The following is a 13,142-nucleotide window of genomic DNA, read 5'->3' as shown; positions in this document are numbered from 1 at the left end:
CTGTCTGGCGGTGGGCCTGCGTTGTGCCGCCCGATCCGCTCGGAGCGCCGCCTTGCGTGTCGCGGAAAAGCGCCCCCGCGGGGGCGGCCGGGCACTGGTCCGGCGGCCTGTGGCCGCGGCACGAAGGGGCGTTTTCGAATATGGGCGATATGGTACAGCACGGTGCCGCCGCCGATGCGCCGCAGACGGGGTGTACGGCCCTGGATCAGCGGAATACCAGCACAGGGATGTCGCTATGGGTCAGCACTTTCTGCGTTTCGCTGCCCAGCAGCAGCCCGCTGAGTCCCTTGCGGCCGTGGGAGGCCATGAAGATGACGTCGCAGCCCAGTTCCCTGGCGGCATGGATGATGCCCTGGTACGGCACCGAGGCGCTGGAGACGTGGCTGGTGCACGGCACCCCCGCCAGCGCTGCCGCGGCCTCGACCTTGGCGAGTTCCTGGCGCGCCTCGGCTTCCACGCGCTGCTGGTACACCTCGCGCTTTTCGTGCGAGCTGTCGCTGGACAGCACATACGGATAGCTCTCCACGCACATGTATGGCGTGAGCCTGGCCGCCGTGGTGCGGGCAAACTGGATGGCGGCGGAAACGGCCTTGTGCGAAAGCTCCGAGCCGTCGACGGGGAGCAGGATGTGCTTGAACATGGGGTCCTTTTCTGGTGAGTAAGGCGAAAGAGGGCAGGCGGCGTCCTGCGTTGCCGCCCGGGAATCAGTTGGCCAGCGCGCGCCCGACGATCAGTGGATCGGCCTGGCCGATGGCGGTGGTGTCCCGGTTGGCATAGGGGAAGCGCGCCAGGATGTAGCGCAGCGCATTGAGCCGCGCGCGCTTCTTGCAATCCGAGCGGATCACCGTCCACGGCGCGTCGGCGGTGTCGGTATGCGCGAACATCGCCTCCTTGGCGCGCGTGTACTCGTCCCATTTGTCGAGCGACGCAATGTCGACCGGGCTGAGCTTCCACTGCTTGAGCGGATGGATCTCGCGTTCGCGGAAGCGGCGCCGCTGCTCTTTCTGGCTGACCGAGAACCAGAACTTGAACAGGTGGATGCCGCTGCGTACCAGGTGGCGCTCGAACTCCGGGGCCTGCTGCAGGAAGTCCTGGTACTCACGCGACGAGCAGAAGCCCATCACGTGTTCGACGCCGGCGCGGTTGTACCAGGAGCGGTCGAACAGCACGATTTCACCGGCGGCCGGCAGGTGCTGCACGTAGCGCTGGAAATACCACTGGCCGCGTTCGGATTCCGTCGGCTTTTCGAGCGCCACCACGCGGGCGCCGCGCGGGTTCATGTGTTCCATGAAGCGTTTGATGGTGCCGCCCTTGCCGGCGGCATCGCGGCCTTCGAACAGGATTACCACGCGCTGCCCGGTCTCGCGCACCCAGGCCTGGAACTTGAGCAGTTCTACCTGCAGCCGGTATTTCTGCTTTTCGTAATTGCGGCGCGACATCAGGTTCTGGTAAGGGTACGCCCCGTCGCGCCAGCCGGCCGCGAGTTCATCGTCGGGCTGGCGCCGGCGGCCCGCCTGCCAGGCGCCGGGATCGCCTTCCAGGATCAGGCTGCGCAGCTGCGCGGCCTCATCGGGCGCCAGGCCGTCGAGCAGCGTGCGCATGTCGTCGAGCATGCTGGCGCCCTGGCCGGCGCGGCTGGCGAGAACGTCCTGCATGCTGCTGGCGGCCACTTGCACGGCGGCATCGACAGCATCGCTGATTTCATTGCGTTCGGCCGACAGGGCCGTGTTGGTCGGCAGCACATCGCCGCGCGCAGCAGGGCGGACATGGGGCTGCGAAGTGACGTGGGTATGAGCGTGCGCATGGGCGTGGGCATGGGCGGCAGGCGTATTGCGATCGGTCATGTGCAGTCCTTCGTTCAGGCCACACGCTGGCGCAGGATCTGGTAGAGCTGGTCCTTGATCTGCAGCTTCTCCTTTTTCAGCCGCTCGATTTCGAAGCCCGAGGCCGGCACCAGGCCGGACTCCATGTTGTGGATCTCCTGGTCCAGCGCATTGTGGCGATGGAACAGGCGGGCGAAGTGGGCGTCCTGCGTCTTCAGGAGCGAGATCTTGTCGCGGTATTCAGGAAACATGCGGGCTCTCCTCGGCTTGATCCGCGCGCACGGGGCGTGGCGCTTGGATTCATTCTGGGGAGGGCAGGGCGGCGCGACCTTGACGGGGATCATGGTCGGCCGGGGCGGCGGGAAATATGCGAATAGTCTCTGCGCGCCGGCAAGCGCTGCGGCCGCAAAGCAAAACGCCTGCCGGGGCGCGGCGGGCGTTTGTGTTGCGGGCGATGGCCATCAGGCCATGCCACCGACTCAGGCAGTGGCCGGCTTGGCGTTGTCGAGCGAGTACGGCGACAGCAGGCGCACCATCTGGGCAAAGGCCTTGGGGTTGCCCGCCAGCACTTCGCCTTGCTCCATCTGGCGCGGCTCGCCGTTGTAGTTGCCGACCAGGCCGCCCGACTCGGTGATCAGCAGCATGCCGGCGGCCATGTCCCACGGCTTCAGGCCGCGCTCGAAGAAGCCGTCCAGGCGGCCGCAGGCGACATAGGCCAGGTCCAGCGCGGCGGCGCCCGGGCGGCGCAGGCCGGCGCAGCTGCGCGTCATCAGCGAGAAGACCTCGAGGTATTCATCCACGCCTTCCAGGTCGCGGAACGGGAAGCCGGTGCCGATCAGGCAGTCGGCCAGCTTGTCGCGGCGGGTCACGCGGATGCGGCGGTTGTTCAGGAAGGCGCCGGCGCCCTTGCTGGCGGTGAACAGCTCGTCGCGGGTCGGATCGTAGACCACGGCCTGCACCGGCGTGCCGCGGTGCAGCTGGGCGATCGAGACCGCGTACTGCGGGAAGCCGTGGATGAAGTTGGTGGTGCCGTCGAGGGGGTCGATGACCCAGGTGTATTCGTGGGCGTCTTCGCCTTCGGCCCAGGACTGGCCGGACTCTTCCGCTAGAATGGCGTGTTCCGGGTAGGCGGTGCGGATGATCTCGATGATCGCGGCTTCGGCGGCGCGGTCGACCTCGGTAACGAAATCGTTGTGTTGCTTGCGCGAGACGCGCACCAGATCGACGTCGAGCGACGCGCGGTTGATGATGGATCCCGCCTTGCGGGCCGCCTTGACGGCGATATTGAGCATCGGATGCATGAATCTCTCCAGGCCGGCCATGAAGATGCGGCGGGGCACCACGGCACCGCGCGCCCGCTCATGGGCAGCTGACAACACAACGGATTGTAGAAGAACGCAGGGCGTCGCCGGTCTGGTTACTGGATGTGCCGCGAGAGTCTCGCAGGCACGTCATGACCTGGCGCCGCGCCAGAGAAGAACCCCGAATTGTATATGAACCCGGCAAATGATACGAGCCGCCCAACAGGCGAGCCTGATGCGCCGCACGCAGCCGGCGCAGAACCCGATGCCTTCGGCCGTGTGCGCTTCGTGCTGGTCGAGACCAGCCACCCGGGCAACGTCGGCTCGGTCGCGCGCGCGATCAAGACCATGGGCTTCGGCAGCCTGGTGCTGGTCTCGCCGCGCGAACCCGGCGTGCTGGGCCATGCCGACGCCATCGCCATGGCCAGCGGCGCCGACGATGTGCTGGCTGGCGCCGTGATCGTCGACCAGATCGACGCGGCCCTGGCCGGCGCGGCGCTGACCGTGGCCATGACCGCGCGCCAGCGCGAGTTCGGGCCGCCGCGGCTGCTGCCGCGCGCCGCTGCGGCGCGCGCATGCCAGACGCTGGCCGGCAGCGGCGACATCGCCTTTGTCTTTGGCAACGAGCGCTATGGCCTGCCCAACGACGTGGTCGAGCGCTGCGCGGCGGTCACGCATATCCCCGCCAATCCCGCCTATGCCTCGCTCAACCTGGCGCAGGCCGTGCAGCTGATCGCCTACGAGATGCGGCTGGCGCTGCTCGATGCAGCCCCGCCTGCCGTTGCGGCGGCGGACGCGGGCGCCAATATCGGCTATGCTGGTGAGCCGGCCACGGCGGAGCAGGTCGAGGCCATGTTCGGGCACCTGCAGGCGGGCCTGGAAGCGATCGGCTTTCTCGACCCCGCCAATCCGCGCAAGCTGATGCCGCGGCTGCGCCGGCTGCTTGCCCGCAGCGGGCTGGAGCGCGAGGAAGTCAACATCCTGCGCGGCATCGCCAAGCATATGCTGATGGCGCAGGGCCAGCCGGACCGCAAGTCGTAACTGGAGAGACGCACAGTGGCAGCAACCCGCAGCATTCCGAGAACGGACGACGCAGGCGTACGTGGCAAGCGCGCACGCTGTCGGCCCGTCGCGGCGGGTTGGCGCGCGCCGGGGCGATGTTGATCGCCGCACTGCCGCTGCAAAATCCCTGACGGATCCGGGGCCAATGGCCGGCGCCAGAACGCCGGCCGCAAATCACTTACACTCCCTGATCCCGTCCCCACCGGCCACCGACCTCGCCGGCGACCCTGCCCCAGGCGCAAGCCTCGCGTGGCGCGGCGCACGGCGCGGCAACACGACACGACCAAGATGTTCTCTCGCCTTAAGGAAGATATCGACACGATCATGCTGCGCGATCCCGCCGCGCGCAGCCGCCTGGAAATCCTGACCTGCTACCCCGGCCTGCACGCCGTGGTCTTCCACCGCTTTGCGCACGCGTGCTGGAACGGGGGCTTCCATTGGCTGGGACGCTGGATCTCGCACTGGTCGCGCTTCCTGACCGGCATCGAGATCCATCCGGCGGTGAGGCTGGGGCGCCGGGTGTTCATCGACCACGGCATGGGCGTGGTGATCGGCGAGACCGCCGAGATCGGCGACGACTGCACCATCTACCAGGGCGTGACGCTGGGCGGCACCTCGCTGTACAAGGGCCAGAAGCGGCATCCGACGCTGGGCGCCAACGTGGTGGTGAGCGCGGGCGCCAAGGTGCTGGGCGGCTTCGTGGTGGGCGACGGCGCGCGCGTGGGCTCCAACGCCGTGGTGCTCAAGCCGGTGCCGCCGGGCGCAACCGCGGTGGGCGTGCCGGCGCGCATCATCCTGCCCGATGCGCCGGCGGCGCAGCAGGGCGCCAAGCAGGAGTTCTCGGCCTATGGCATCACGCCGAACGCCGACGACCCGGTGTCGCTGGCGCTCAAGAGCCTGATCGACAATGCCGCGCGCCAGCACGAGCGCATCGAGGCCGTGCTGGCCGCGCTGGACCGGCTGGGCGAGCACCTGGAGAACACGCCGAACGACCGCTTCGATGCGAGCGAGTTGCGCAAGCTGATGAAGTAGGGAAAGAGGGCGGCCGGCAACGGCCGCTTTTTTTTCGCGCGATCTTGCGCGATCTCAGTCGGTCTGCGGCAGCAATCGGAAACCGCCGCCGTCGAGCTGCAGCACGGCGGCGCGCGGATGGCGCCCGTCCAGGTCCCAGTCGGTCAGCACCCAGCGCACGCCCGCGGCGTGTTCGTGGCGCGCCGGGCGATGGGTGTGGCCATGCACCATCAGCCTGGTCCCGGCCATGCCGAAGAGTTCGGCCGCGGCAGTGGGCGTCACGTCGCCGTAGACCATCGGTACGCCGTTGCCCTCGGCGGCCTGCCGCGCGCGGTTGCCTTCGCTGTCCGCACGCAGCTTGCGCGCGATCCCCAGGCGCGTACGCAGCGGCAGCGCCAGGAACAGCCGCTGCACCCAGCCCTTGCGGGTCCAGCGGCGGAAGCGGTTGTAGCGCTCGTCGTCGATGCACAGCATGTCGCCGTGGCTGAGCACCACGCGCTGGCCGGCGCAATCGATCACCGTGGGATCGGGCAGCAACTGCGCGCCTGCGGCGGCGGCAAAGCGCGTGCCCAGCAGGAAGTCGCGGTTGCCATGCATCAGGTACACGGCAACGCCGCGCGCGGCCAGCGCGCGCAGGGCACCGGCCACGCGTTGTGCGAACGGCGAGTCGGTTTCCTCGTCGCCAATCCAGAATTCAAAGAAATCGCCCAGGATAAACAGCGTGCGCGCGTCGTGCGCGGCGCGCTCGAGCGTGCGCTCGAAGGCTGCCAGCGTACGTGGCATGCCGGGCGTGAGATGCAGGTCTGAAATGAACCACGCCGGCGCCTGTACCTCGAGGGGACCGGCCACCGGCGTGCGGGGGATTGCGGTCATGCGCGGGGCCGGGAGGGAAGTGCCGGCCGGGCCGGGTGCACGTAACCGCAATCAGGGTGCATGGCTTGCTCGACGCTTGGTCGACGATTTAGTCGACAATTACTCGACGACGGTGGCCTTCTCGATCACCACGTCTTCCAGCGGCACGTCCTGGTGGAAGCCCGAGCTGCCGGTGCGCACGCCCTTGATCTGGTCGACCACGTCGGTGCCTTCCACTACCTTGCCGAACACGGCGTAGCCGAAGCCCTGCGGCGTCGGCGAGGTGAAGTTCAGGAAGTCGTTGTCGACCACGTTGATGAAGAACTGAGCGGTGGCCGAGTGGGGCGCGTTGGTGCGTGCCATGGCCACGGTGTAGCGGTCGTTCTTCAGGCCATTGCCGGCTTCGTTCTCGATCGGCGCGTCGGTGCTCTTTTGCTTCATGCCGGGCTCGAAACCGCCACCCTGGATCATGAAGTTCTTGATCACGCGGTGGAAGATGGTGTTGTCATAGTGGCCCTTGCGGACATACGACAGGAAGTTTTCGACCGATTTCGGCGCCTTCTCGGCGTCGAGTTCGATGGTGATGACACCCTGGTTGGTTTGAAGCTGGACCTTGGACATGGTTTCCTCTGTTCGGTGTGTTATTTGACGACAGTGGCCGACTCGATCACGATCGGCGAGGCCGGCACATTGCGCATGGGGCCGTAGGCCGTGGTCGGCACGCTCTTGATCTTGTCGATCGTGTCCATGCCTTCCACCACCTTGCCGAAGACTGCGTAGCCGTTGCCGTCCGGCTGCGGGTAGTCGAGATTCGGATTATCCACCACATTGACGAAGAACTGCGCGGTGGCCGAGTCGGGGTTGCTGGTACGCGCCATGGCCAGCGTGCCGGCCTTGTTCTTCAGGCCGCCGCGGGCTTCCAGCGGGATCGGCGCGCGCGTGGGCTTTTCCTTCATGTCGCGGTCGAAGCCGCCGCCCTGCACCATGAAGCCGTTGATCACGCGATGGAAGATGGTGCCGCTATAGAAGCCGCTCTTTACATATTCCAGGAAGTTGGCCACGGTCTTGGGCGCGACGTCCGGGTACAGTTCGACCGTGAACTTGCCGGCGCTGGTGACGAACTGGACGCGCTCGGCGGCCTTCTGCTGCGCCAGCGCGCTGAACGACGACAACGCGAGCGCGCCTGCGGTCAGTGCGGCCAGGGCGATGCGACGGGAACGGATCATGGGTGGAACTCCGGTGAGTCGGGATGCAAACGGCCCGGACGCCATTGCGCCCGGACATTCTTGGCAGGGGCGTCAGTTGGCTGCCGGGGCGCTGGCCGGGGCCGCGCGCTGTGCCGGAGCCGGCTTGCGGTTGCCGGACGGCACGCCCGCGGTCCCGGTCGTGCCCGTCGCCGCGGGCGTGCCGGTGGCTGCCTCCGGGCGCAACTGGCGCAGCCCGGCGCTCGCACGGGTATCGGCCGGATTGCGGCGCAGCGCCTCCGCATAGGCCTGCTCGGCCAGGCGGCGGTAGACGTCGCCCAGATTGGTGTAGGCGATTGCAAAGGCCGGCTTGACCTCGGTGGCCAGCAGCAGTTCGGCCTCGGCGCGCTTCAGGTCGCCGCGCTTGGCATAGAGCAGCGCCAGGTTGTTGTGCGGCTCGGGCAATTCGGGGAAGTCCGCCGCCATTTCCGTGAAGGCCTGGATGGCGGCGTCCTCGCGCCCGGACTGCGCCAGCGCCCAGGCGCGCTGGAACCGTGCCTGCGCGTTGCGCGGATTGGCCGCGATCACGCGGTCGAAGCCCTTGATGGCGTCGTCATAGCGGCGCGCGTTGGCGGCCTGCTGGGCCTGGGTCATGCCGGGGTCGGTCGAGCGGATGCCGTCCAGCGGCGACGTGGGCGCGGGTAGCGACAGCGGTCCCTGCTGGGCCTGCGCGGGCCCGGCCAGCGCTGCGGCCAGGGCCAGGGCAGCCGTGGCGGCCAATGCGGGACGCGGGCGAAGCGCGGCGGCGAGCGCGGCGGTAGGCGAGGAGGGCAGCAGCAGGCTCATTGAAGACAGGTCCGTTATACTCCGCGGCATTCTAGCAAAGCGGCACGGCCGGCACTAAAGCCATGGTCCGGGCAAGCGTCGGCAAGCGCGGGCGGCCGCGGCAAATCCCCGGCGCGCGGTCTACCGGCACATCGCCTTCCGGTAAGATATGGGGCGCGGCGGAATTGCGCCAGTGGCGCCAGTGCCGCCTCCCCCGACCATTCACTTCGTTTCATGCAGCCTCTGAACATCTACAACACGCTCGCGCGTGAGAAGCAGCCATTCGTGCCCATCGAACCCGGCAAGGTCCGCATGTATGTCTGCGGCATGACGGTGTACGACTACTGCCACGTCGGCCACGCGCGCGTGATGGTGGTGTTCGACATGGTGCATCGCTGGCTGCGTGCCGCCGGCTACGAGGTGACATATGTGCAGAACATCACGGATATCGACGACAAGATCATCCGCCGCGCCGCCGAGAATGGCGAGACCATCGGCGCGCTGACCACGCGCTTCATCCAGTACATGCACGAAGACGCCGCCGCGCTGGGCGTGATCCGTCCCGACCACGAGCCGCGCGCGACCGACTACGTGCCGCAGATGCTCGACATGATCGGCAAGCTGGAAGCGAAGGGCCTGGCCTACCAGGCCAGCGATGGCGACGTGAACTACTCGGTGCGCAAGTTCGACGGCTATGGCAAGTTGTCCGGCAAGTCGCTGGAAGACCTGCGCGCGGGCGAGCGCGTCAGTGCCAACGACGCCAAGCAGGACCCGCTCGACTTCGTATTGTGGAAATCCGCCAAGGCCAGCGAGCCGCCCGAGACCAAGTGGGAGTCGAAGTGGGGCAGCGGCCGGCCGGGCTGGCACATTGAATGCTCTGCCATGAGCTGCGCGCTGCTGGGCGAGCATTTCGACATCCATGGCGGCGGGGCGGATTTGCAGTTCCCGCACCATGAGAACGAGATCGCGCAATCGGAAGGGGCCAGCGGCAAGCCGTTCGTCAACATGTGGATGCACAACGGTTTCGTGCGCATCAACGACGAAAAAATGTCCAAGTCGCTTGGCAATTTCTTCACGATCCGCGAAGTGCTGAAGGCGTACGACGCCGAAGTCGTGCGTTTCTTCATCCTGCGCGCGCACTACCGCAGCCCGCTCAACTACAGCGACGCGCACCTGGACGACGCGCGCCATGCGCTGACGCGCCTGTACACCGCGCTGAAGGACACGCAGCCCGGCGGCTGCGCGGTCGACTGGGAAGAGCCGCACGCGAAGCGCTTCGCCGAAGCCATGGGCGACGACTTCAACACGCCGATCGCGATGTCGGTGCTGTTCGACCTGGCCAGCGAGATCAACCGCACCGGCTCCACCAGCGCCGCGCGCCAGCTCAAGGCGCTGGCCGGCACGCTGGGGCTGCTCGAGCGCGATCCGCATACCTTCCTGCAGGGCGGCAAGTCCGCGGACGGCCCCAGCGCCGAGGAAATCGAAGCCAGCATCGCCGCGCGCAAGGCGGCCAAGGCCGAGCGCAACTTCGCCGAAGCCGACCGCATCCGCGCCGAACTGCTTGCCGCCGGCATCGTGCTGGAAGACAAGCCGGGTGGCGCGACCGAGTGGAGGCGTGCTTGAACGCTGCCGCGCGCAAGCCCGCCAACGCCACCGCCGTGCCGGCAGCCGCCGGCCGGTCGAAGGCGGCCGGCCCGCGTCCGGCCAAGGCGAGCGCCAGCGAGGCACCGCTGTCCGACGGCAAGGCGGCGGGCAAGGCGGTGGCCAAGTCCACGCGCAACGCCAAGGCGGTATTGCCCGAGGCCGACGCGCTGCCGCTGCCGGTCGAGACCGTCATTGACGCGGTCCGTCCCGCTTACTGGGACGAAGCCTGCGCCGACCTGATGAAGCGCGACCGCATCCTGCGCAAGATGATCCCGAGCTACGGCCCGGCGCACCTGGTGTCGCGCGGCGATCCGTTCGTCACGCTGGCGCGCGCCGTGGTGGGCCAGCAGATCTCGGTCAAGGCGGCGCAGTCGGTGTGGGAGCGCCTGCACACGGCCTGTCCCAAGCTGACGCCGGCACAGTTCCTGCGCGCGGGCACCGAGAAGCTGGCCGGCTGCGGATTGTCCAAGCGCAAGGCCGAGTACATGATCGACCTGGCCGACCACTTCAAGGCGGGCCGGGTGCACGTGGCCGAATGGGCGCAGATGGACGACGAAGCGGTGATCGCGGAGCTGACGCAGATCCGCGGCATCGGCCGCTGGACGGCCGAGATGTTCCTGATGTTCAATCTGATGCGGCCCAACGTGCTGCCGCTCGACGATATCGGCCTGATCAATGCGATTTCCGCCAACTATTTCAGCGGAGAACCGGTCACGCGCAGCGAGGCGCGCGAGGTGGCGGCCAACTGGGAACCGTGGCGGACGGTGGCAACCTGGTATATGTGGCGTAGTCTGGACCCGTTGCCTGTGACGTACTAGGCATCGGAACAACAAAAATCAGAAGCAGGTGCGTTGCACGCTATCTGGCAGGCGCTAAGATAGCGGCCAATTTCCGGTAGAATGCGCCCCTTCACAGACAGGTACGTGTGATTTTATGAAAACCACCTTCCTGGATTTTGAGCAGCCCATTGCCGAACTCGAGGCAAAAATCGAAGAACTGCGCTTCGTGCAGGACGATTCGGCTGTCGATATTTCCGAAGAGATTTCGCGGCTGGCCGGCAAGAGCCAGCAGCTGACCAAAGACATCTATGCCAACCTGACCCCGTGGCAGGTTGCGCAAATCGCCCGCCACCCCCAGCGTCCCTACACGCTGGACTACGTGCGCGAGATCTTTACCGATTTCCACGAACTGCACGGCGACCGCACCTTTGCCGACGACCTGTCGATCGTCGGCGGCCTGGCGCGCTTCAACGGCCAGGCGTGCATGGTGATCGGCCACCAGAAGGGCCGTGACACGAAAGAGCGCGCCCTGCGCAATTTCGGCATGCCCAAGCCCGAGGGCTACCGCAAGGCCAAGCGCCTGATGGAACTGGCGGACAAGTTCGGCCTGCCGATCTTCACCTTCGTCGACACCCCGGGTGCATTCCCCGGCATCGACGCGGAAGAGCGCGGCCAGTCCGAGGCCATTGGCCACAACCTGTACGTGATGGCCGGCCTGAAGGTGCCTCTGATCGCCACCATCATCGGTGAAGGCGGTTCGGGCGGCGCGCTGGCGATCGCCGTCGGCGACGTGGTGCAGATGCTGCAGTTCGCCACCTATGCCGTGATCTCGCCGGAAGGCTGCGCCTCGATCCTGTGGAAGACCGCCGAGAAGGCGCCGGAAGCCGCCGAGGCGCTGGGCCTGACCGCGCACCGCCTGAAGGCGCTGGGCCTGATCGACAAGATCGTCAACGAGCCGCTCGGCGGCGCGCACCGCGATCACAAGGCCATGGCGGCGCTGCTAAAGCGCACCCTGGCCGAGTCGCTGCGCCAGTTCCAGGGCATCAGCGTGAAGGAACTGCAGGCGCGCCGCTACGAACGCCTGCTGGCCTATGGCAAGTTCAAGGAAACCGGCGCCCCGGAATGATCCGTCCGCCCGGCTGACCGACAAGGTCGCACAGGCCCTGCAGGGCGGTGCGGCCTTTGTTGTTTCTGGGAGCGGCGCGCCGGTGATCGCGGTGGCGCTGTCGGGCGGACGCGATTCGGTCGCGCTGCTGCATGCCGCGCGCGCCGCCACGCAGGGCACGGCGGCGCGCGTGGTCGCGCTGCACGTGCATCACGGCCTGCAGGATGCCGCCGACGAATGGGACCGCTTCTGCGAGGAGTTGTGCGGGCAGTGGCAGATCGGCTATTTCGTGCGCCGGGTCGCGGTTCGGCAGGCGGCGGGCGAGGGAGTGGAAGCTGCCGCGCGCCGCGCGCGCTATGCAGCGCTGGCGGCGATGTGCGCCGACAGCGGGGCGCGCCTGCTGCTGTTCGCGCATCACCAGGACGACCAGGTCGAGACCGTGCTGCTGCGGCTGTTTCGCGGCGCCGGGGTGGCCGGCATGGCCGGCATGCCCGCGCTGCGTCCGCTCGAAGCGCACAGCGGCGTGATGCTGCTGCGGCCGTGGCTGGACCTGAGCCGCGATGAGATCGATGCCTACTGCGCCGCCAATGCGCTGCGCTGGATCGACGATCCCTCCAATGCCGACGCGCGCTATGCCCGCAACGCCCTGCGAGCGCACCTGCCGGCGCTGGTGACGGCTTTCCCTGCATTGCGCGCCAACGTGGCCCAGGCCGCGGCGCATTTCGCGCAGGCCAACGAGCTGATCGACCAGCTGGCCGCCGCCGCGATGGCGCAGCTGGCGCATCCGGGCCGCGATGCCGATACGCTCGCCGAACTCGATCTAGCCGGTTTGCGCGCACTACCGGCGGCGCAGGCCGATGCGGTGCTGCGGCTGTGGCTGCGCGACCTCGGCACGCGCGCGCCATCGACCGCGCGCCTTGCGGCGATGCGCGCGCAACTGGTCGCGCACGAGGGCGGCGAGCCAGCCATCGCCCATGACGGCCTGGTCCTGCGCCGCTTCCGCGGCCGCGTGCTGGCGTGCACGCCGCCGCCCGCGCAGCCTCCCGAAACCGTGTCGCTCGACTGGCGCGGCGAGGACCGCATCGTCGTGCCCGCATGGCGCGGCGAGCTGCGCTTCTTCCGCGACGACAGCTTCGGCGTGCCCGAAGCCGTGCTGCGCCAGCCGCTGCGGCTGGCGCCGCGTGCCGGCGGCGAACGGCTGGTGCTGCGGCCCGGAGGCCCGGCACGCGCGCTCAAGCAAGCCTGCCAGGAGGCTGGCATCCCCGCCTGGCGCCGGGCGTGGCTGCCGCTGCTGTGGGCAGGCGACACCCTCGTGCTTGCCGCCGGACTCGGCATGCACCGCCGCTGGCCGGCCGAGGCGGCGGCACCGCGCTGGCGCGTCGAATGGCATGCGCAGCCGCCGCAAGTGCCGGGCGCGGCGCGCTGAACGCCTCGCCGCGGCAATGACGAAGCGCGTCGATCACATCGGGAAAGCCCGCAAACCTCGGCTTCGCCTTGCCTGACAAGCCTTGTTCGTGTATTTTCAAGGGCTTTGCACAATCGCTGGCGTCGACAAG

General features: G+C 68.0%; 14 protein-coding genes. 6 read left to right on the top strand and 8 right to left on the bottom strand.

Annotated features, from left to right (window positions below; genetic code table 11):
• Positions 1 to 205: 205 nt before the first annotated feature.
• From IPF36_RS19345 to IPF36_RS19330, 4 genes are all read right to left on the bottom strand, one after another.
• Complete coding sequence (locus tag IPF36_RS19345) at positions 206 to 640, bottom strand: universal stress protein (RefSeq protein ID WP_133097503.1); 435 nt, start codon at positions 638 to 640, stop codon at positions 206 to 208.
• Between the two features lie 64 nt (positions 641 to 704).
• Positions 705 to 1,844: a polyphosphate kinase 2 gene (gene ppk2 / locus IPF36_RS19340; RefSeq protein WP_255519840.1), complete on the bottom strand. Its 1,140-nt coding sequence runs from the start codon at positions 1,842 to 1,844 to the stop codon at positions 705 to 707.
• A gap of 14 nt (positions 1,845 to 1,858) precedes the next feature.
• Positions 1,859 to 2,074 (bottom strand): YdcH family protein, encoded by a 216-nt coding sequence (locus IPF36_RS19335; RefSeq protein WP_133097501.1) that lies wholly within the window; start codon positions 2,072 to 2,074, stop codon positions 1,859 to 1,861.
• Between the two features lie 228 nt (positions 2,075 to 2,302).
• Positions 2,303 to 3,124 carry an inositol monophosphatase family protein gene (locus IPF36_RS19330; RefSeq protein WP_133097500.1) on the bottom strand — a complete coding sequence of 274 codons (822 nt, stop codon included), beginning with the start codon at positions 3,122 to 3,124 and terminating at the stop codon, positions 2,303 to 2,305.
• 192 nt (positions 3,125 to 3,316) lie between these two features.
• Here IPF36_RS19330 and IPF36_RS19325 point away from each other — a divergent pair, with 192 nt between their 5' ends.
• Both IPF36_RS19325 and cysE read left to right on the top strand, forming a co-directional pair.
• On the top strand, positions 3,317 to 4,165 hold the full coding sequence (locus IPF36_RS19325; RefSeq protein WP_133097499.1) for an RNA methyltransferase: 849 nt from the start codon (positions 3,317 to 3,319) through the stop codon (positions 4,163 to 4,165).
• A 309-nt stretch (positions 4,166 to 4,474) separates the two neighbouring features.
• Positions 4,475 to 5,218 carry a serine O-acetyltransferase gene (gene cysE / locus IPF36_RS19320; RefSeq protein ID WP_133097498.1) on the top strand — a complete coding sequence of 248 codons (744 nt, stop codon included), beginning with the start codon at positions 4,475 to 4,477 and terminating at the stop codon, positions 5,216 to 5,218.
• A gap of 54 nt (positions 5,219 to 5,272) precedes the next feature.
• On the opposite strand, the gene IPF36_RS19315 is transcribed toward cysE, so the two are convergent.
• From IPF36_RS19315 to IPF36_RS19300, 4 genes are all read right to left on the bottom strand, one after another.
• On the bottom strand, positions 5,273 to 6,070 hold the full coding sequence (locus IPF36_RS19315; protein WP_133097497.1) for a UDP-2,3-diacylglucosamine diphosphatase: 798 nt from the start codon (positions 6,068 to 6,070) through the stop codon (positions 5,273 to 5,275).
• Positions 6,071 to 6,169: 99 nt separating this feature from the next.
• Positions 6,170 to 6,670, bottom strand: a complete 501-nt coding sequence (locus tag IPF36_RS19310; protein WP_195429604.1) for a peptidylprolyl isomerase — start codon at positions 6,668 to 6,670, stop codon at positions 6,170 to 6,172.
• A gap of 20 nt (positions 6,671 to 6,690) precedes the next feature.
• Positions 6,691 to 7,275 (bottom strand): peptidylprolyl isomerase, encoded by a 585-nt coding sequence (locus tag IPF36_RS19305; protein ID WP_133097495.1) that lies wholly within the window; start codon positions 7,273 to 7,275, stop codon positions 6,691 to 6,693.
• A 72-nt stretch (positions 7,276 to 7,347) separates the two neighbouring features.
• Positions 7,348 to 8,079, bottom strand: a complete 732-nt coding sequence (locus tag IPF36_RS19300; protein WP_135704959.1) for a tetratricopeptide repeat protein — start codon at positions 8,077 to 8,079, stop codon at positions 7,348 to 7,350.
• Positions 8,080 to 8,292: 213 nt separating this feature from the next.
• On the opposite strand from IPF36_RS19300, the gene cysS reads away from it, so the two are divergent.
• The 4 genes from cysS (at position 8,293) to tilS (ending at position 13,012) form a co-directional block, all read left to right on the top strand.
• The gene (cysS, locus tag IPF36_RS19295) at positions 8,293 to 9,681 is read left to right on the top strand and encodes a cysteine--tRNA ligase (RefSeq protein ID WP_133097493.1); all 1,389 of its coding nucleotides are present in this window, start codon (positions 8,293 to 8,295) and stop codon (positions 9,679 to 9,681) included.
• A complete protein-coding gene (locus tag IPF36_RS19290; RefSeq protein WP_133097492.1) occupies positions 9,678 to 10,520 on the top strand; it encodes a DNA-3-methyladenine glycosylase in 843 nt (280 codons plus the stop codon). Before cysS ends, IPF36_RS19290 begins: the two co-directional genes overlap by 4 nt.
• A gap of 115 nt (positions 10,521 to 10,635) precedes the next feature.
• Complete coding sequence (locus tag IPF36_RS19285) at positions 10,636 to 11,607, top strand: acetyl-CoA carboxylase carboxyltransferase subunit alpha (RefSeq protein ID WP_029046926.1); 972 nt, start codon at positions 10,636 to 10,638, stop codon at positions 11,605 to 11,607.
• On the top strand, positions 11,573 to 13,012 hold the full coding sequence (tilS, locus tag IPF36_RS19280) for a tRNA lysidine(34) synthetase TilS (RefSeq protein WP_195429601.1): 1,440 nt from the start codon (positions 11,573 to 11,575) through the stop codon (positions 13,010 to 13,012). The genes IPF36_RS19285 and tilS overlap by 35 nt, the downstream gene beginning before the upstream one ends.
• The last annotated feature ends 130 nt before the right edge of the window (positions 13,013 to 13,142 follow it).

This window comes from Cupriavidus sp. IK-TO18 (assembly GCF_015549295.1).
GTDB classification, from domain to species: domain Bacteria; phylum Pseudomonadota; class Gammaproteobacteria; order Burkholderiales; family Burkholderiaceae; genus Cupriavidus; species Cupriavidus oxalaticus_A.
The sequence above is the reverse complement of the archived record's forward strand: the minus strand, read 5'-3'. Positions and strand labels throughout refer to the sequence as shown.

What these genes read in the sequence shown, in the direction of transcription:
- ppk2 (WP_255519840.1), bottom strand. Translation starts at nt 1,844, where the DNA reads ATGACCGATCGCAATACGCCTGCCGCCCATGCCCACGCCCATGCGCAC.
- IPF36_RS19305 (WP_133097495.1), bottom strand. Translation starts at nt 7,275, where the DNA reads ATGATCCGTTCCCGTCGCATCGCCCTGGCCGCACTGACCGCAGGCGCG.
- IPF36_RS19325 (WP_133097499.1), top strand. Translation starts at nt 3,317, where the DNA reads ATGAACCCGGCAAATGATACGAGCCGCCCAACAGGCGAGCCTGATGCG.
- IPF36_RS19285 (WP_029046926.1), top strand. Translation starts at nt 10,636, where the DNA reads ATGAAAACCACCTTCCTGGATTTTGAGCAGCCCATTGCCGAACTCGAG.
- tilS (WP_195429601.1), top strand. Translation starts at nt 11,573, where the DNA reads ATGGCAAGTTCAAGGAAACCGGCGCCCCGGAATGATCCGTCCGCCCGG.
- cysS (WP_133097493.1), top strand. Translation starts at nt 8,293, where the DNA reads ATGCAGCCTCTGAACATCTACAACACGCTCGCGCGTGAGAAGCAGCCA.
- IPF36_RS19310 (WP_195429604.1), bottom strand. Translation starts at nt 6,670, where the DNA reads ATGTCCAAGGTCCAGCTTCAAACCAACCAGGGTGTCATCACCATCGAA.
- IPF36_RS19300 (WP_135704959.1), bottom strand. Translation starts at nt 8,079, where the DNA reads ATGAGCCTGCTGCTGCCCTCCTCGCCTACCGCCGCGCTCGCCGCCGCG.
- IPF36_RS19330 (WP_133097500.1), bottom strand. Translation starts at nt 3,124, where the DNA reads ATGCATCCGATGCTCAATATCGCCGTCAAGGCGGCCCGCAAGGCGGGA.
- IPF36_RS19315 (WP_133097497.1), bottom strand. Translation starts at nt 6,070, where the DNA reads ATGACCGCAATCCCCCGCACGCCGGTGGCCGGTCCCCTCGAGGTACAG.
- IPF36_RS19335 (WP_133097501.1), bottom strand. Translation starts at nt 2,074, where the DNA reads ATGTTTCCTGAATACCGCGACAAGATCTCGCTCCTGAAGACGCAGGAC.
- cysE (WP_133097498.1), top strand. Translation starts at nt 4,475, where the DNA reads ATGTTCTCTCGCCTTAAGGAAGATATCGACACGATCATGCTGCGCGAT.
- IPF36_RS19345 (WP_133097503.1), bottom strand. Translation starts at nt 640, where the DNA reads ATGTTCAAGCACATCCTGCTCCCCGTCGACGGCTCGGAGCTTTCGCAC.